We start from the raw sequence: 18,544 nt of genomic DNA on the forward strand, positions 1-18,544 counted from the left end.
CTCCTCATGAATACGGGTTGGGATGCTGGCAATTTACAGCGTTTGATCAGGCAAAACACAATCCCTGTAGGAGCGAGCCTGCTCGCGAAAGCGCTGTATCTGTCGACATCGAGGTGTCTGAACTGGCGCTTTCGCGAGCAGACTCGCTCCCACAGGGATGGATCATCGTTCGTCAGCAGTCAGGCAGTAATGTTCAATCAGTTGCCGTAATAGATGCACGGTAGGCTGCAAACGTGACATTTCAAGGTACTCGCCGGGCTGATGTGCACAGGCAATGTCACCGGGGCCAAGCACGATGGTTTCGCAGCCAAGGCGCTGAAGATAAGGCGCTTCGGTGCCAAACGCTACTGCTTCGGCGCTATGACCGGTGAGCTTTTCGGCGATGCGCACCAGTTCGGCGTCTTCGGCCTGCTCGAACGACGGCACTTCCGGGAACAATGGCTTGTAGTCGATCTTGACCTGATGCCGCTCGGCGACCGGGTTGAGCTTGCGCAGGATCTCTGCGCGCAGGACTTTCGGGTCCATGCCTGGCAGCGGTCGCAGATCAAACTCCAGCGAACACTGACCGCAGATACGGTTGGGATTGTCGCCACCATGAATGCAGCCAAAGTTCATCGTCGGCTGCGGCACGCTGAACTGCGGGTTGTTGAATTCACGTTGCCACAACAGGCGCAGGCCGCGCAGTTCGCCGATCGCATCGTGCATCGCTTCGAGGGCACTGTGGCCCAGGCGCGGATCCGACGAATGGCCGCTCTGCCCGAGGATGTCGATGCGCTCCATCATGATGCCTTTGTGCATGCGGATCGGTTTGAGGCCGGTCGGCTCGCCAATTACCGCCGCGCGGCCCAGCGGACGTCCGGCCTCGGCCAGCGCACGGGCGCCGGACATCGAGCTTTCTTCATCGCAGGTGGCGAGGATCAACAGCGGCTGCTTGAACGGCTGATCGAGCAGCGGCAACACCGCTTCGATGATCAGCGCGAAGAAACCTTTCATGTCGCAACTGCCCAACCCGACCCAGCGGCCATCGACTTCAGTTAGCTTCAGCGGATCGGTCTGCCACAACGCATCGTCGTACGGCACCGTGTCGCTGTGCCCGGCCAGCACCAGCCCGCCGGGGCCGCTGCCGAAACTGGCGAGCAGGTTGAATTTGCCGGGGCTGACCTGCTGGATATCGCAGCTGAAACCCAGGTCACCCAGCCAGCCGGCGAGCAAATCGATCACCGCGCGGTTGGACTGATCGAGGTTTGGTTGGGTGCAGCTGACCGATGGCGCGGCGATCAGCGCAGCGAACTGGTCTTGCATGGACGGCAAAGGCATTGCTGACTCCAACTCCCGATTTGAGGTCCATCATAGAACCATCCGGCGTCAGGAATAAACCGCCGCAGGGCGTAGGACGAATCAGTCCTGTACACTGCACGGCCTTGGCAGCCACATATTCCCCGGCTGCGCTCCCGATCCTGGATTTTCCGGCCATGCAGAAAGAAACCGAAATCAAACTCCGCGTCAGCCGCGAAACCCTCGCCGCCCTGCGCGAGCACCCGTTACTGAAAAAACGCAACAAAAGTGGCTGGGAACGCCGTGAGTTGATGAACCAGTACTTCGACACCCCCGAGCGCGATCTGGCCCAGGCCAAAGTTGCCCTGCGCCTGCGCAAGGACGGTGACGAAGTGATTCAGACCCTCAAGACCCGTGGCCAGAGTGTCGCCGGTCTGTCCGAGCGTAACGAGTACGACTGGACGTTGCCGAAAGCCAAGCTCGACGTGAAGAAACTCGACGGCGAATGCTGGCCCGAGTCGCTGGCCGAGCTGGACAAGAAAACCCTCAAGCCGATCTTCACCACCGATTTCGTCCGCGAACGTGCGGAAATCGCCTGGGGCCGTGGCAAATCCAAAGTGGTTATCGAAGCCGCGCTGGACCTCGGTCACGTGGTAGTCGGCAAGCAGAAAGAAGAAATCTGCGAGCTGGAACTGGAACTGCGCGAAGGCGAGCCTGCCGCGCTGCTGGAACTGGCTGCCGAACTGGCGGAAACCCTGGCGCTGATGCCGTGCGACATCAGCAAGGCCGAACGCGGTTATCGTCTGTACGACGCCAACAGCTACTCGCTGAGCCTGCCGGCACCGGAGCTGACCGCGGAAACCCAACTCGACGACGCCTTCGCCGCGCTGAGCTGGCATTTGCTCGGCAGCAGCCAGCGTCTGGCTGAACAATATCGCTTCAACGGCCACTGGCGCCTGTTGCTCGACTGGGTCGAGAACCTTGCAGAAATGCGCGCCCTGCTCAGCAGCCTCGGCCAGGCCGCGCCGCGTCAGTCGACTCACGACTTGCGCGTTGCCCTGGATGCGTTGCTGGAAGACTGGCGCCCGCTGGTGCAGGCCGGTATCGAAGACGAAGACGTGCGCAAAGCCGCACCGGAGCAGTTCCTCGAAGAACTCGAAGACCCGCGCTGGGGCTCGTTCTCGCTGAACACTTCGCGTTGGTTGCTGGCTCGCACCTGGACCGCCGAGCGCAATGTGCGTGGCAATCGTCAGGGCGGCGCGCAGTTGCACAGCTGGCTGCCGCGTACCTTGGGCGAAGAAGCGACGGCCCTGCAATTGCAGCGTTATCAGCAGCAGCCGGAAGATCTGGCTGAGCAACTGCCGCGTATCGAGCGCATTCAGGTCTGGCTGCACCACGCCCGCAACGTGCTGGAAATCCCGGAAATGGATCGCCTGTACGGCGAACTGAACAAACTGGCGCAACTGGCCAACGAGCCGACGATCACCGACGAACTGCTCGATGCACGCAAGCAGCAGGCGATTGCGGTTTACCAGAATCGCGCGTGGAAAATGCTCCTGCGCATGTAATACCGCTTTCGCGAGCAGGCTCGCTCCCACATTGGAATGCAATCCCCTGTGGGAGCGAGCCTGCTCGCGAAGAGGCCAGCCGCCTTACCTCAAACCGGCAGGCTGGTGGTGGATTTGATCTCCGACAGCGCCACAATCGAATTCACTTCCTGAATCCCCGGCACCAGCGACAGTTTCTCGAAAAAGAACCGCTCATACGCCTCGATGTCCGCCGCGACAATCCGCAGCAAAAAATCCACCGCGCCCATCAGCACATAACACTCCAGCACTTCCGGAAAGCCGCGAATCGCCTCGGTGAACTCGGTGAAGTTCGAACGCCCGTGCGCGTTGAGTTTGATCTCGGCAAAGATCTGGGTGTTCAGGCCAATCTTCTTGCGATCGAGCAAGGTCACCTGACCACGAATGATGCCCTCCTCCTTCATCCGCTGAATCCGCCGCCAGCACGGCGACTGGGACAAGCCCACCTGCTCGGCGATCTGCGCGCTGGACAGTGAAGCGTCCTCTTGCAGCAAGGCGAGAATCTTGCGGTCGTAGCTGTCCAGCTCACTGTGCATAGAAAAACCTCGATTACGTATTTCCGCGAATTGATCTTTTCGATCAACCGTCATTAACGCCGATCATAGCCAAGAAATACCCCGCGACGAATGTAAAAATTCCTCCAGAAATTTTGGAGACTCGCCATGCCGCACCTCGAAGCCGTCACCACCCCGCCAACCCGCGCCGATGTCTGGAACGTCAGCAACGCCCATTGCCTGGCGCAGTATCAGATCCTCGCAGAGGCTGAGCCGGACTTGCTGGTGCGGGTGCTCAACCTGTTCGCGTTGCAGTTCCTCACACCCGAGCAGGTCAACGTGCAGCGCATGGATGACTTGATGTCGATCGACATTGTCATGGGCGGTTTCAGTTGGCATCGCGCGCAAGTGATCGCGGAAAAACTTCGTAACCTGATCAGCGTCTGCTCGGTCAATCTGCAAAACGCCGACAGCGCTTGGGATGCGCCCGCCCAAGCCGCTGGCTGACAGATCCGGCAACGGCTTCGTCGGGTAGTGGCCCAACGGTCTGCGGGGCCACGACTATCCTTTTGCGCACTGTCGCTCAAAAGGAAGCCCGCATGTCCGTTCAACTCGCCACTCAGGACCGCTGGCTGGAACTCAACGAGGTGCTGCGTGAACTGGTCGCCCAAGGCTTTATCGGCCAGGACGCGGCGGAGCAGGCGCTGAACGCCCGTCGCCGTCACGCCGCCCACGGCCAGATGCATCCGCTGGAATTCATCGCCAGTCAGCAACTCGACGACCTTAGCCGTCCAGGCAAACACCTCGACCTGGAGAGCCTGACCCTGTGGCTGGCGCAGCAGGCCGGCCAGCCGTATTTGCGTATCGATCCGCTAAAGATCAACGTCGCCGCGATCACGCCATTGATGTCCTACGCCTTCGCACAACGGCACAAGATTCTCGCCGTGGCGGTCGACCGGGATTCGGTCACCGTGGCCAGCGCCCAGCCTTATGTCACCGGCTGGGAGGCCGATCTCACCCATGTATTGAAGCTGCCAATCAAACGGGTGGTGGCCAACCCTGCGGACATCCAGCGCTTCAGTGTCGAGTTTTTCCGCCTGGCGAAATCGGTCAGCGGCGCCAGCAATGCCGACGCTCAGAGCGGTAACCTCGGCAATTTCGAACAACTGCTCAACCTCGGCGCCAGCGATCAGGAGCCGGACGCCAACGACGCGCACATCGTCAACATCGTTGACTGGCTGTTTCAGTACGCCTTTCAGCAGCGCGCCAGTGATATCCATATCGAACCGCGCCGCGAGCAAGGCACCGTGCGCTTTCGCATCGACGGCGTGCTGCACAACGTTTATCAATTCCCGCCGCAGGTGACCATGGCAATTGTCAGTCGCCTTAAAAGCCTCGGGCGGATGAACGTCGCCGAGAAGCGCAAACCCCAGGACGGCCGGGTCAAGACCAAGACCCCGGACGGCGGTGAAGTCGAGCTGCGCCTTTCGACCCTGCCTACAGCGTTCGGCGAAAAAATGGTCATGCGGATTTTCGACCCGGAAGTGCTGCTCAAGGATTTCGACCAGTTGGGTTTCAGCGCCGATGACCTGCGCCGCTGGCAGGACATGACCCGCCAGCCCAACGGCATCATTCTGGTCACCGGGCCGACCGGTTCGGGCAAGACCACCACGCTGTACACCACGCTGAAAAAACTGGCGACGCCGGAGGTCAACCTCTGCACCATCGAAGACCCGATCGAAATGGTCGAGCCGGCGTTCAACCAGATGCAGGTGCAGCACAACATCGACTTGAGCTTCGCCGCCGGGGTGCGTGCGCTGATGCGGCAGGACCCGGACATCATCATGATCGGCGAGATTCGCGATCTGGAAACCGCTGAAATGGCGATTCAGGCGGCGCTCACCGGACACTTGGTGCTGTCGACCCTGCACACCAACGACGCGCCCAGCGCGATCAGTCGTCTGCTCGAACTCGGCGTTCCGCACTACCTGATCAAAGCCACCGTGCTCGGGGTCATGGCCCAGCGTTTGGTGCGCACCTTGTGTCCGCATTGCAAGGCGCCGCTGACGCTCGAAGAAGAAGACTGGCAAACCCTGACCCGCCCGTGGCAAGCGCCGTTGCCGAGCAACGCGCAACGCGCCATCGGTTGCGTGGAATGCCGCGACACCGGCTATCGCGGCCGCGCCGGGGTCTACGAAATCATGCAACTGAGCGACAGCCTTAAGGCGTTCATCACTCCCGACGCCGATCTCACGGCTATCCGCCGGCAGGCGTTCAAGGAAGGCATGCGCAGTTTGCGATTGTCCGGCGCGCAGAAAGTCGCGGCGGGACTGACGACGGTTGAGGAAGTGCTGCGGGTGACGCCGCAGAGCGAGCAGAAATGAGCCGCCACGGAACCGGATCGGGGAAATGGCGATCCAACGCCTCAGTTAACCCCCAGGAGTCATCTCATCATGCGTCTCAAACTTGCTGTCGCCACTCTGGCCTTGCTGTCCCTTCCCGTTGGTTCGGCCATGGCGGACAGCTTTTGGCGTAACGTCATCTCGTCCGGTGCCACCACCGGTTCGACCTATCTGACCTTCAAGGATCACAAGCTGATCATCGCCGCGCAGGACGATGCCGGCAGCTTCGTTGCCAGTGACGGCGGCATTCGTGGGCCGTATCTGGAAGCAGCGATGCAGAAAGTCCGCGCCGACAATCCGGGCCTGCAGGCGACCGATATGGAACTGGCGAATGCGATTCTGGCGAAGAACGCCGTGGCTTCCGAGTAAGCCGTTCGCCGAAGCAAAAATGCCGCTCAATCGAGCGGCATTTTTTTGCCCGGATTTCAGGATCACCACAATCCCTTGTAGGAGTGAGCCTGCTCGCGATAGCGGTGTATCAGCAAATTCTCCGGTGACTGATTCACCGCTTTCGCGAGCAGGCTCGCTCCCACGGGGGACGGTGTGCCACCAGAGAGTTCAGCGGTAATCATCCACCGGTACGCAGGCGCAGAACAGGTTGCGATCGCCGTAGACATTGTCGACCCGATTCACCGCCGGCCAATACTTGTGCGCCTTGGTGTGCACATCCGGGGTAATGCCCTGCTCGATGCTGTAGGGCCGCTCCCAAACTCCGGTGACATCCGCCAAGGTATGCGGCGCTCGTTTCAACGGGTTGTCCTCGGCCGGCCAGTTGCCGTTCTGCACCTCAGTGATTTCTGCGCGAATGCTCAACATTGCACCGATAAAGCGGTCCAGTTCAGCCTTGGATTCACTCTCGGTCGGCTCGACCATCAAGGTTCCCGGCACCGGGAAGGACATGGTCGGCGCATGGAAACCGTAATCCATCAGACGCTTGGCGACGTCCTCCTCACTGATCCCGGTCTGCGCCTTCAACGGCCGCAAATCCAGAATGCATTCATGAGCCACGCGCCCGTTGCGCCCGGTGTACAACACCGGGAACGCGCCGGATAAATGCTGCGCCAGGTAATTCGCTGCCAGGATCGCCACCTCGCTGGCGTCCGCCAATTGCGGGCCCATCATGGCGATGTACATCCAACTGATCGGCAGAATACTTGCACTGCCCCATGGCGCCGCGCTGACGGCGCCGTTCTGCGCCAACGGCCCATCGATTGGCACCACCGGGTGATTGGCGACGAACGGCGCCAGATGCGCACGAATGCCGATCGGGCCCATGCCCGGCCCACCGCCGCCATGGGGAATGCAGAAAGTCTTGTGCAGGTTCATGTGCGAGACGTCGGCGCCGATGTCGGCCGGCCGCGCCAGCCCAACCTGCGCGTTGAGGTTGGCGCCGTCCATGTACACCTGGCCGCCGTGTTTGTGGATAACTTCGCAGATCTCGCTGATGCCCTCCTCGTACACACCATGGGTCGACGGATAGGTTGCCATCAGGCACGACAACTTATCCCCAGCCTCGGCGGCTTTCGCTTTCAAATCCTCAAGGTCGACGTTGCCTGCCTCGTCGCACTCGACGATCACCACGCGCATCCCGGCCATCTGCGCCGAGGCCGGGTTGGTGCCGTGGGCCGAGGACGGAATCAGGCAGATATCCCGCGCACCCTGCTGACGGCTCTCATGATATTTGCGGATCGCCAGCAGCCCGGCGTACTCGCCTTGGGCGCCGGAGTTGGGCTGCATACAGATCGCATCGAAGCCGGTGATTGCGCACAGCCAGCGCTCCAGCTCCTCGATCATCAATGTGTAACCGACGGCCTGCTCGCGGGGCACGAACGGATGCAGATTGGCGAATTGCGGCCAGGTAATCGGGATCATTTCGCTGGTGGCGTTGAGTTTCATGGTGCAGGAGCCCAGCGGGATCATCGACTGGTTGAGCGCGAGATCCTTGTTCTCCAGTTGTTTGAGATAGCGCAGCATCTCGGTTTCGCTGTGATGAGCGTTGAATACCGGGTGGCGCAGGTACGGGGTTTTGCGCTGAAGGTTGTCGGGGATGCCCGAGCTCAGGGCTTCAGCGTCAAGTTCATCGACGTTCAATCCATGATCGGCGCCGAGCAATACATCGAACAGCTTGACCACCGTGCTTTCATCGGATGTCTCATCAAGACTCAGCCCCACACGGCCGCGACCAAGAATTCGCAGGTTGATCTGTGCGGCTTGAGCGCTTTCGATAATCGCGGTTTGCGCACCGCCGACGTCCAGCGTCAGGGTGTCGAAGAACTGCGCATTGACCCGACTGATGCCTTTGCGCTCAAGCCCGGCCGCCAGAATGCAGGTCAACCGATGCACGCGCTGGGCGATACGCCTCAAGCCTTCCGGGCCGTGATACACCGCGTAGAAACTGGCGATGTTGGCCAGCAGCACCTGCGCCGTGCAGATGTTTGAATTGGCCTTCTCACGGCGGATATGTTGCTCGCGGGTTTGCAACGCCATGCGCAGCGCCACGTTGCCCCGGGCATCTTTCGACACACCGATGATCCGCCCCGGAATCGCCCGTTTGTATTCCTCGCGACTGGCAAAGAACGCCGCATGGGGGCCGCCATAACCCATCGGTACGCCAAAGCGCTGGGACGAGCCGAACACCACATCGGCGCCCAGTTCGCCCGGCGGTGTCAGCAACAGCAAGCTCAACAAATCGGTCGCCACACACGCCAGGGCCTGCTGCGCATGCAAGTGATCGATCAACGGCCGCAGATCACGGATCTCGCCGTGAGTGTCGGGATACTGCAGCAGCGCGCCAAACACCTGATGCTGTTTCAAGTTATCCACAGCGTCGATGATCAGCTCGAAACCGAAGCCTTCGGCGCGGGTCTGCACCACGGAAATGGTTTGCGGATGACAGTTCTCATCGACGAAAAACAGGTTGCTCTTCGACTTCGCCACACGCTTGGCCAGCGCCATGGCTTCCGCCGCTGCCGTGGCTTCATCGAGCAGCGAAGCGTTGGCCAACTCGAGGCCGGTGAGGTCGATGGTCAACTGCTGAAAATTCAGCAGCGCTTCGAGCCGGCCCTGGGCGATCTCCGGTTGATACGGCGTGTACGCGGTGTACCAGCCGGGATTTTCCAGGACGTTGCGCAGGATGACGGTCGGCGTGAGCGTGCCGTGATAGCCCATGCCGATCAGGCTGGTCCAGACCTGATTCTGTTCGGCATAACCGCGCAGTTTGGCCAGCGCTGCTTGTTCATCCAGCGCCGGTGGCAGGTCGAGCGCGCGATTGAAGCGAATGCCTGGCGGCACCGTTTGCTCGATCAGTTCGATTCGACTACCGAGGCCGAGACTGTCGAGCATCGCCTGTTGTTCGGCGATGTCGGGACCGAGGTGGCGGCGCAGAAAAGCGTCGGGATCGCGTAACTGGCTCAGGGACGGCAACTGGGACATGACGGGCTCTCTCTTGGCTGGCGCTCGGCGTCAATGCAACACGGTCAAACCAGCATAGCAGCCCACATGGCAACCCATTTTCAGTGCACCGCGTCCCCCTGTAGGAGTGAGCCTGCTCGCGATAGCGGTGTGTCAGTCAGCATTAATGTGTCTGAAAGAGCGCTATCGCGAGCAGGCTCACTCCTACAGGGGATTTGTATCGCCCATGAAAAAGCCCCGACGAGTCGGGGCTTTGGGTATTGCTTAACGCTTACTCTCCGATGGCGGCCTTGTACGCCGCTGCATCCAGCAGCTTGTCCAGCTCAGCATTGTCACTTGGCTTGAGCTTGAAGATCCACGCGCCGTACGGGTCGGAGTTCAACAGCTCTGGCGAACCACCCAGCTCTTCGTTGATTGCGATCACTTCACCGCTGATCGGCGAATAGATGTCGGAAGCAGCTTTCACCGATTCAACGACGCCAGCCTGATCTTCAGCGGCGAACACCTTGCCCACTTCAGTCAGCTCGACGAACACCACATCGCCCAGCGCTTCCTGCGCGTGATCGCTGATGCCCACGGTGACGGTGCCGTCGGTTTCCAGACGTGCCCATTCATGACTTTCGGCAAAACGCAGTTCAGCGGGGATATTGCTCATCTTCGGTGTCCTCGGAATTGGGTCAGCGGTCATGCCCGCCGGAAAAAGGTTAGATCAAAGTTTTGCCGTGGCGTACGAAGGTCGGTTTGACCACTCGCACCGGGTACCACTTGCCACGGATTTCCACTTCGGCGCGGTCGGCGGTTGCCATCGGAACACGCGCCAGGGCAATCGATTTGCTTAGCGTAGGAGAGAAACTACCACTGGTGATCTCCCCTTCGCCAACATCGGCGATGCGAACCACTTGATGAGCGCGCAAAACACCGCGCTCTTCCAGCACCAGGCCGACCAGTTTGTGCGCAACGCCGGCGGCTTTTTCCGCCTCCAGAGCAGTGCGACCGATGAACTGGCGCGAGGCCGGTTCCCAGGCAATGCTCCAGGCCATGTTCGACGCCAGCGGCGAAACATCCTGATGAATGTCCTGACCGTAGAGGTTCATTCCGGCCTCAACGCGCAGAGTGTCGCGGGCGCCGAGGCCGATCGGGGAAATGCCGGCGCCGACCAGATCGTTGAAGAACCCCGGCGCCTGACTGGCCGGCAGGCAGATTTCCAGACCATCTTCACCGGTATAACCGGTACGGGCGATAAACCAGTCACCGTCGGTATAACCTTCGAAGGGTTTGAGGTGCTGGATCAGCGTGGCGCGCGACTGGGTCACCAGTTCGGCAATCTTGTGCCGGGCCTGTGGACCTTGAATGGCGAGCATCGCCAGTTCGGCGCGCTCGTGCAGCTGCACGTCGTAATCGCCGCGCTGCGCGTTCATCCAGGCCAGATCCTGATCGCGGGTGGAAGCGTTGAACACCAGTCGATAAGCGTCGTCGAGGCGGTAGACAATCATGTCGTCGACGATGCCGCCGCGCTCATTGAGCATGGTGCTGTACAACGCACGGCCGGGGCGGTGCAGGCGGTCGACGTCATTGGCCAGCAAATGCTGCAGCCAGGCTTTGGCCTGGGGGCCGGTGACATCGATCACGGTCATGTGGGATACATCGAACACCCCGCAATCGCGGCGCACTTCGTGGTGCTCCTCGACCTGCGAGCCGTAATGCAGGGGCATGTCCCAACCGCCAAAATCGACCATCTTCGCGCCGAGGGCGAGATGCAGGTCATACAGAGGCGTACGCTGTCCCATGGGTTTCTCCTTCCGGGCGTGGCGAAGGTGCGGACAGTCGCTGCACAGCGTGAAAGCCTTGTAATAGAAGGCTTTCAGCCAATTTCAGCGAAAAGATCTGTCAGACGAACCGCACCGAATGCCGCGCATTGTAGCCGCATGATTCAGGACTCACTACTAAGTGTTTCGATGGGCAGAGCGGCGAATCAGGCCGATGACCGGTAACAATCCGACCAGAACCAGGGTCAGCGCTGGCAACGACGCACGCGCCCATTCGCCTTCGCTGGTCATTTCAAAGATGCGTACGGCCAGCGTGTCCCAGCCAAATGGGCGCATCAGCAGGGTCGCGGGCATTTCCTTGAGCACATCGACGAACACCAGCAACGCCGCGCTCAACGTGCCGGGCAGTAACAACGGCAGATACACTTTGAAAAACAGTCGCGGCCCACTGACACCCAGGCTACGTGCCGCTTCGGGCAAAGATGGCCGTATACGCGCCAGACTGCTTTCCAAGGGTCCGTAAGCAACTGCGATGAAGCGCACCAGATAGGCCATCAACAACGCTGCCAGACTGCCGAGCAACAACGGTTTGCCCGCACCGCCGAGCCAGCCTGAAAGCGGGATCACCAGCTCGCGATCCAGATAACTGAACGCCAGCATGATCGACACCGCCAGCACCGAACCGGGCAAGGCGTAGCCAAGATTGGCCAGACCTACCCCGGAGTTGATCGCCTGCGTGGGTGCCAAGCGCCGGGCAAACGCCAGCAACAAAGCAACGCTGACGGTAATCAACGCGGCCATGCCGCCCAGATACAAGGTGTGCAGGATCAGCCCGGCGTAACGTTCATCCAGATCGAAACGGCCGCGCTGCCAGAACCAGACAACCAGTTGCAGCATCGGAATGACGAAGGCGCAAGCGAACACCAGTCCGCACCAGCTCATCGCTGCGAAAGCCTTGAATCCGCGCAAGTGGTACAAGGCTTTGACCCGTGGCCGCTCGTTGCTCGCCCGGTTGGCGCCACGCGCGCGACGTTCACCGTAGAGCACCAACATCACCACCAGCAGCAACAGACTGGCCAGTTGCGCGGCGCTCGGCAGGCTGAAGAAGCCGTACCAGGTTTTGTAGATGGCGGTGGTGAAGGTGTCGAAGTTGAACACCGACACTGCACCGAAATCGGCCAGGGTTTCCATCAGCGCCAGCGCCACGCCCGCACCGATGGCCGGACGCGCCATCGGCAACGCCACCCGCCAGAAGGCTTGCCACGGCGATTGACCGAGCACCCGTGCGGCTTCCATCAAGCCTTTGCCCTGAGCGAGAAACGCTGTGCGCGCCAGCAGGTAAACGTACGGGTAGAAGACCAGCACCAGCACGATAATCACCCCGCCGGTGGAGCGCACCCGTGGCAGGCGCAGACCGGTGCCGAACCATTCCCTGAGCAGTGTCTGCACCGGGCCGGCGAAATCCAGCAGGCCGACGAAAACGAAGGCCAGCACATACGCGGGGATGGCGAACGGCAGCATCAGCGCCCAGTCGAGCCAGCGCCGTCCGGGGAATTCGCAGAGGCTGGTGAGCCAGGCCAGGCTGACACCGAGCAGCGTTACGCCGACGCCGACGCCTACGACCAGCGTCAGGGTGTTGCCGAGCAGGCGCGGCATCTGGGTTTCCCACAGGTGCGCCCAGATCTGCTGATCGATGGTCTGCCAGGACAGCAGCAGAACGCTCAGGGGCAACAGCACCAGCGCGGCGATGGCGAAGACGATGGGGTACCAGCGGCGTTGGGCGGGGTGGGCCACTTTTGGGTCTCTGGGGGATTGGGGGTGTTTTTGGGATTAGGGTTTCAAGTTGAAATTGTTGCCCTCACCCTAGCCCTCTCCCGGAGGGAGAGGGGACTGACCGCGTAGTTTATGGGAATTACGCCGACCTGAAACATCGAGCCGAATTCAGGATTTGAATTCAACATAGATCGACTCCCTCTCCCAGAGGAGGAGGGGACTGACCGAGGTGCTCCGTCGATTTACGTCGACCTGAAACATTGAGTCGAACTCTGTATTTGAATCCAACACAGATCGGCTCCCTCTCCCTCCGGGAGAGGGCTGGGGTGAGGGGCAGCGATCTTGAAGCAGACAAGTCTATCGAAAAAGCCTCAATTCCAACCCGCCCGATCCATCATCCGAATCGCCTCAGCCTGACGCTTGCCCGCCACTTCCACCGGCAAGGTGTCTGCGATGAACTTGCCCCACGCCGCCACCTCTTCCGAAGGTGCCACCGCCGGGTTGGCCGGGAACTCCTGATTCACGTCAGCGAAAATCTTCTGCGCCTCTGGCGTGGTCATCCACTCAACCAAAGCCTTGGCCGCTTCCGGGTGCGGCGCATGTTTGGTCAGGCCAATGCCCGACAGGTTCACATGCACGCCACGATCGGCCTGATTCGGCCAGAACAATTTCACCGGCAACTCCGGCTTCTGCTTGTGCAGGCGACCGTAGTAGTACGTGTTGACGATGCCAACGTCGCACTGCCCGGCATTGATCGCTTCGAGCACCGCGACGTCATCGGAGAACACATCGGTGGACAGATTGTTGACCCAGCCCTTGAGGATCTTCTCGGTCTTTTCGGCGCCATGGACTTCGATCATGGTGGCAGTCAGCGACTGGTTGTAGACCTTCTTCGCCGTGCGCAGGCACAGGCGCCCTTCCCAGTTCTTGTCGGCCAGTGCTTCGTAGGTGGTCAGTTCGCCCGGTTTCACCCGTTCGGTGGAGTAGGCGATGGTCCGCGCACGCAGGCTCAGGCCGGTCCAGGCATGGCTGGACGAGCGATATTGCAGCGGGATGTTGGCGTCGATGGTTTTCGAAGTGAACGGCTGCAGGATGCCCATCTGCTCGGCTTGCCAGAGGTTACCGGCATCAACGGTGAGCAGCAGGTCGGCGGTGGCGTTTTCACCTTCGGCCTTGATGCGCTGCATCAGCGGCGCTTCCTTGTCGGTGATGAACTTGATCTTCACCCCGGTCTTGGCGGTGTAGGCATCGAAGACCGGTTTGATCAGTTCATCGATGCGCGACGAGTAAACCACCACCTCATCAGCGGCCTGGGCCGTTGTGCTGCCGATCAGGGTCAGGGCCAGTGCGGTCAGAAGACGCTTGGGTGCCAACATGGGAGTGGTCTCTCGGTCGGGAAATGTGGGCCAAATGATAAGGACTCACATTTACCACCTCAATCGAACTCTTTTTGAAGGAGTTACCAGATGTTGCACAGTTTGAAAATTGTGGTGCCTGGACGGGCGCCATCGCGAGCAGGCTCACTCCTACATTTGAAATGCGATCCCCTGTAGGAGTGAGCCTGCTCGCGATGAGGCCATCAGCAGCAACGAAAAGATCAAGGCTTGGCGAGGGCCGGAAGATCACCGGTCAATCCGAGTGCTTCACGCACAAAAAGCGCCTTCGCTTCGGGCATCTGCTCCACCAGCTTCAACCCGGCATTCCTCAACCAACGCACCGGCAACGGATCCGCCTGAAACAACCGCTCAAACCCTTCCATCGCCGCCATCAACGCGAGGTTGTGCGGCATGCGCCGACGCTCGTAACGGCTCAACACCTTCACATCCGCCAGACGCTCACCGCGCTCCGCCGCCTGCAACAGCACTTCCGCCAGCACCGCCGCATCGAGGAAGCCAAGGTTCACCCCCTGCCCCGCCAACGGGTGAATGGTGTGCGCCGCATCGCCGATCAGCGCCAGCCCTTCTGCCACGTAACGCTTGGCATGACGCTGACGCAGCGGCACGCACAGTCGTGGATCGGCACTGATCACTTCGCCGAGTCGCCCTTCAAAGGCACGCTCCAGCTCACGGCAGAAAGCCGCCTCATCCAGCGCCATCAAGCGTTCGGCCTCACTCGGCGTGGTCGACCAGACGATCGAACACCAATCCTGCTGCCCGTCACGTTCCAATGGCAAAAACGCCAGCGGCCCGTGATCGGTAAAGCGCTGCCACGCGGTCATCTGGTGCGGTTTGCTGCTGCGCACGCTGGTAACGATGGCGTGATGCAGGTAATCCCACTCACGCGTCGCCACACCGGTCAGACGGCGCACTGCCGAGTTGGCACCGTCAGCGGCAATCACCAGCGGCGCGCGCAACTGCCGACCGTCAGCCAACGTCAGCAGCCAGTCATCACCAGAGCGGCGCATCTGTTCCAGCCGCGCATTGGCCAGCATGCCCAGATCGCAATCGTGCAGACGGTCGAGCAAGGCGTCCTGCACCACACGGTTTTCGACGATATGCCCCAGCACCTCGGCGTGCACACTGCTCGCCGAGAAATGAATCTGCCCGGTGCCGCTGCCGTCCCATACGTGCATGTCGGTGTATGGACTGCTGCGGCGTTTGGCGATGCCTTCCCACACGCCGAGGCGTTCAAGAATGCGCTGGCTGGCTGCCGACAAGGCACTCACTCGCGGCTCAAAAGCGGCTTCGGCGTCGAAGGGTTTGACGCTCAACGGGCTGCCGTCGAGCAGCAGGACTTCGAGGCCGCTGTCCTGCAACGCCAACGCCAAAGCGCTGCCGACCATTCCGGCTCCGACAATCAGCAGATCTGCGCGCATTTCCATGCTTTAAGCCTGTCTCGCTTGCGGCTTGAGCCGCACGTAAAGGGTTTTACCGACCCGCGCCACCAGATTGCCGGCGCCGTCATGAATGTCGACCTGCAACTGCGGCAGGTATTTCTCACCATTGGCGGTTTGCCGGCGAATCTCGGCGAGCAAGGTCTCGTCGATATTGAAGCGGGCGAACACCGGGCCTTTGCCCGGTGCGATGAAATCGATGTCGGCAGCCTTGTCCCAGACGATGTAACGCGAACCGAGGTTTTCCATGAGCATCAGCATGAAGAACGGGTCGACCATCGAATACAGGCTGCCGCCGAACTGGGTGCCGACGTAGTTGCGGTTGTACCAGCCGAGGCCCATCGACACCTGCACATCGCGAAAGTCATCGCTGATGTGCCGAACCCGAACACCGGCGCCGAGGTACGGCGGGTAGAACGTCATCACCCAGCGCATCAATCGTGCTTTCCCGAATTTGCCGGTTAACCACTTAAGCATCCGGTCGTGTTCCCAAACCCATGGCCTGACGGGCAAACCAGCGCTTGGCCGGCGGCAACAGGTCGAGGCCGAGCAGGCCGATATTACGACCCAGCGAGACCAGCGGTTGCGTGCTGCCGAACAGGCGCGTGACCTGATCGGAGAAGCCGACGGTGAGATCCTGATCGAGACGCTGACGCTCGCGATACGTCTGCAACGTGGCGAGGTCGCCGAGCGGTTTATCGCTGGCCAACAGCGCAGCCGCCAAAGCATCGGCATCACGCAGCGACAGGTTGAAACCCTGCCCGGCAATCGGGTGCAGGCTGTGTGCCGCATTGCCGAGCACGGCCAGATGCGAGCGCACTTGTTCTTCGGCCTCAACCAGCGTCAGCGGATACAAATGCCGCGCGCCGACCTGTTTCAGCGTGCCGAGGCGGTAACCGAACACGCCCTGCAATTCGCTGAGGAAATCGCGCTCGCTCAGATCGGCCAAGCGCTGCGCGTCCATACCCAAACGGGTCCAGACCAAAGCGCAGCGGTTTTCGGGCAGCGGTAGCAGCGCCATCGGCCCTTCGTCGGTGAAGCGCTCGAAGGCCATGCCGTTGTGCGCTTCGCTCGGAGTGATGTTGGCGATCAGCGCGCTCTGGTTGTACGGACGCTTGCGCACGTTGATGCCCAACTGCTCGCGCAGACCGGAGCGACCGCCATCGGCGAGTACCGCGAGATCGCATTCAAGGGTGGTTTCATCGTTGAGGGTCAGGCGATAGCCGTCGGGCAGCGGCTCCATGCGCGTGACTTCCGCCGGGCAACGCCAACTGATCACGTCTTTGTCGACGTGCTGCCACAGGCACTGACCGAGCCAGGCGTTTTCCACCACGTAACCGAGTGCCGGCACGCCCTCTTCCATCGCCGACAAGCGCGCGGTGGAGAAGCGGCCACGGTCGGAAACGTGAATCTGTTTGATCGGCTCGGCACGGCGGGAGATTTCCTGCCACACGCCCAAGCGTTGATAGATCTGTCGCGAGCCGAAGGACAACGCCGAGGAACGTGCGTCGTAGCTCGGCTGCCAACTGTCACCGGGAGCGAACGGTTCGATCAGCACGATCTTCCAGCCACGCGCCTTGGCTCCGGCCTGCAAGGCCAACGCCAGACTGGCGCCGACCAGACCGCCACCGATGATTGCCAGATTGACTCGACTCATGCCGCGTGGGTCCTTGCTTGCGCCATCAGCGCTTCGATTTCTGCGACGGTTTTCGGCACGCCGCTGGTGAGGATTTCACAGCCCGTTTTGGTCACCACCACGTCGTCCTCGATGCGCACGCCAATGCCGCGCCATTTCTTCGCGACGTTCTGATTGTCCGGAGCGATATAAATGCCCGGCTCCACGGTCAGCGCCATGCCGACTTCCAGCACGCGCCATTCGCCGCCGACCTTGTACTCGCCGACGTCATGCACATCCATACCCAGCCAGTGGCCGGCGCGGTGCATGTAAAACGCTTTATAGGCTTCGCTGGCGATCAATTCGTCGACTTCGCCTTGCAGCAATCCGAGTTTCACCAAGCCTGTGGTGATCACCCGAACCGTGGCTTCATGTGCCTGATTCCAATGCTTGTTCGGGGCGATTTCGGCGAATGCGGCTTCCTGCGAGGCCAATACCAATTCGTAGATCGCTTTCTGCTCCGGCGAAAACTTGCCGTTGACCGGCCAGGTGCGGGTGATGTCGCTGGCGTAGCAATCAATCTCGCAGCCAGCGTCGATCAGCACCAGATCACCGTCCTTGAGCAGCGCGTCATTCTGCTGGTAATGCAGGATGCAGCTGTTGCGCCCGGCGGCGACGATCGAGCCGTAGGCCGGCATCTTCGCTCCGCCCTTGCGGAATTCGTAATCGAGCTCGGCTTCGAGGCTGTACTCGTAAAGCCCGGCCCGACTGGCCTGCATCGCGCGAATATGCGCCTGCGCCGAAATCCGTGCGGCTTCGCGCATCACCTTCACTTCTGCCGCCGATTTATACAGGCGCATGTCGTGCAGCAGATGATCCAGGGCAACGAATTCGTTCGGCGGCTGGGCACCGAGGTGCGCCTTGGAGCGGATCACGTTGATCCAGTCCATCAGGTGACGATCGAATTCGGGGTTGCTGCCCATCGCCGAATACACCCGGTCGCGGCCTTCGATCAGGCCCGGGAGGATGTCGTCGATGTCGGTAATCGGGAAGGCGTCGTCGGCACCGAAGTCGCGAATTGCGCCCTCTTGCCCTGCACGCAAGCCGTCCCACAACTCGCGTTCGGCGTTGCGTTCACGGCAGAACAGTACGTACTCGCCATGCTCGCGGCCGGGCATCAGGACGATGACAGCCTGCGGCTCGGGAAAACCGCTGAGGTACTGGAAGTCGCTGTCCTGCCGGTAGACGTGCTCGACGTCGCGGTTGCGAATGGCCACCGCGGCGGCGGGCAGGATCGCGATGCTGTTGGGTTCCATCTGCGCCATCAGAGCCTTGCGGCGACGGCTGTATTCCGCTTTCGGGATATGGGTCATGGGCAGATGGCTTTCC

Annotated in this window: 15 protein-coding genes; 4 read left to right on the forward strand and 11 right to left on the reverse strand. The window is 61.0% G+C overall.

Annotated features, from left to right (window positions below; all coding sequences use genetic code 11):
- Window positions 1-162: 162 nt before the first annotated feature.
- Window positions 163-1,317 (reverse strand): acetylornithine deacetylase, encoded by a 1,155-nt coding sequence (argE, locus tag AC5SEM_RS24540; protein WP_123593558.1) that lies wholly within the window; start codon window positions 1,315-1,317, stop codon window positions 163-165.
- 155 nt (window positions 1,318-1,472) lie between these two features.
- Here argE and AC5SEM_RS24545 point away from each other — a divergent pair, with 155 nt between their 5' ends.
- The gene (locus AC5SEM_RS24545) at window positions 1,473-2,843 is read left to right on the forward strand and encodes a CYTH domain-containing protein (RefSeq protein WP_123593557.1); all 1,371 of its coding nucleotides are present in this window, start codon (window positions 1,473-1,475) and stop codon (window positions 2,841-2,843) included.
- Between the two features lie 89 nt (window positions 2,844-2,932).
- On the opposite strand, the gene AC5SEM_RS24550 is transcribed toward AC5SEM_RS24545, so the two are convergent.
- Window positions 2,933-3,397: an Lrp/AsnC family transcriptional regulator gene (locus AC5SEM_RS24550; RefSeq protein ID WP_016983809.1), complete on the reverse strand. Its 465-nt coding sequence runs from the start codon at window positions 3,395-3,397 to the stop codon at window positions 2,933-2,935.
- Window positions 3,398-3,523: 126 nt separating this feature from the next.
- Here AC5SEM_RS24550 and AC5SEM_RS24555 point away from each other — a divergent pair, with 126 nt between their 5' ends.
- From AC5SEM_RS24555 to AC5SEM_RS24565, 3 genes are all read left to right on the forward strand, one after another.
- A complete protein-coding gene (locus AC5SEM_RS24555; RefSeq protein ID WP_077574966.1) occupies window positions 3,524-3,862 on the forward strand; it encodes an ACT-like domain-containing protein in 339 nt (112 codons plus the stop codon).
- A gap of 92 nt (window positions 3,863-3,954) precedes the next feature.
- Window positions 3,955-5,739, forward strand: a complete 1,785-nt coding sequence (gene tfpB, locus AC5SEM_RS24560; RefSeq protein ID WP_495471462.1) for a type IV pilus assembly ATPase TfpB — start codon at window positions 3,955-3,957, stop codon at window positions 5,737-5,739.
- Window positions 5,740-5,805: 66 nt separating this feature from the next.
- Window positions 5,806-6,126: a DUF2388 domain-containing protein gene (locus AC5SEM_RS24565; protein ID WP_171057234.1), complete on the forward strand. Its 321-nt coding sequence runs from the start codon at window positions 5,806-5,808 to the stop codon at window positions 6,124-6,126.
- 189 nt (window positions 6,127-6,315) lie between these two features.
- Here AC5SEM_RS24565 and gcvP read toward each other — a convergent pair whose 3' ends face one another.
- The 9 genes from gcvP to pepP all read right to left on the reverse strand — a co-directional run bounded on the left by gcvP (window position 6,316) and on the right by pepP (window position 18,528).
- A complete protein-coding gene (gene gcvP, locus AC5SEM_RS24570; protein WP_495471463.1) occupies window positions 6,316-9,189 on the reverse strand; it encodes an aminomethyl-transferring glycine dehydrogenase in 2,874 nt (957 codons plus the stop codon).
- Between the two features lie 250 nt (window positions 9,190-9,439).
- Window positions 9,440-9,823, reverse strand: coding sequence for a glycine cleavage system protein GcvH (gcvH, locus tag AC5SEM_RS24575; protein ID WP_495471464.1), 384 nt, complete (start codon window positions 9,821-9,823; stop codon window positions 9,440-9,442).
- A gap of 49 nt (window positions 9,824-9,872) precedes the next feature.
- Window positions 9,873-10,955 carry a glycine cleavage system aminomethyltransferase GcvT gene (gcvT, locus tag AC5SEM_RS24580; RefSeq protein ID WP_077574971.1) on the reverse strand — a complete coding sequence of 361 codons (1,083 nt, stop codon included), beginning with the start codon at window positions 10,953-10,955 and terminating at the stop codon, window positions 9,873-9,875.
- A gap of 156 nt (window positions 10,956-11,111) precedes the next feature.
- On the reverse strand, window positions 11,112-12,728 hold the full coding sequence (locus tag AC5SEM_RS24585; RefSeq protein ID WP_495471465.1) for an ABC transporter permease: 1,617 nt from the start codon (window positions 12,726-12,728) through the stop codon (window positions 11,112-11,114).
- 350 nt (window positions 12,729-13,078) lie between these two features.
- Window positions 13,079-14,083 carry an extracellular solute-binding protein gene (locus AC5SEM_RS24590; protein ID WP_077574973.1) on the reverse strand — a complete coding sequence of 335 codons (1,005 nt, stop codon included), beginning with the start codon at window positions 14,081-14,083 and terminating at the stop codon, window positions 13,079-13,081.
- A 221-nt stretch (window positions 14,084-14,304) separates the two neighbouring features.
- The gene (locus AC5SEM_RS24595) at window positions 14,305-15,522 is read right to left on the reverse strand and encodes a 2-octaprenyl-3-methyl-6-methoxy-1,4-benzoquinol hydroxylase (protein ID WP_495473501.1); all 1,218 of its coding nucleotides are present in this window, start codon (window positions 15,520-15,522) and stop codon (window positions 14,305-14,307) included.
- Between the two features lie 9 nt (window positions 15,523-15,531).
- The gene (locus AC5SEM_RS24600) at window positions 15,532-16,017 is read right to left on the reverse strand and encodes a DUF4442 domain-containing protein (RefSeq protein ID WP_495471466.1); all 486 of its coding nucleotides are present in this window, start codon (window positions 16,015-16,017) and stop codon (window positions 15,532-15,534) included.
- A complete protein-coding gene (gene ubiH / locus AC5SEM_RS24605) occupies window positions 16,010-17,197 on the reverse strand; it encodes a 2-octaprenyl-6-methoxyphenyl hydroxylase (RefSeq protein ID WP_077574976.1) in 1,188 nt (395 codons plus the stop codon). Before ubiH ends, AC5SEM_RS24600 begins: the two co-directional genes overlap by 8 nt.
- On the reverse strand, window positions 17,194-18,528 hold the full coding sequence (pepP, locus tag AC5SEM_RS24610; RefSeq protein ID WP_116028461.1) for a Xaa-Pro aminopeptidase: 1,335 nt from the start codon (window positions 18,526-18,528) through the stop codon (window positions 17,194-17,196). Before pepP ends, ubiH begins: the two co-directional genes overlap by 4 nt.
- Window positions 18,529-18,544 lie beyond the last annotated feature (16 nt).

This window comes from Pseudomonas sp. CH61, assembly GCF_059429415.1.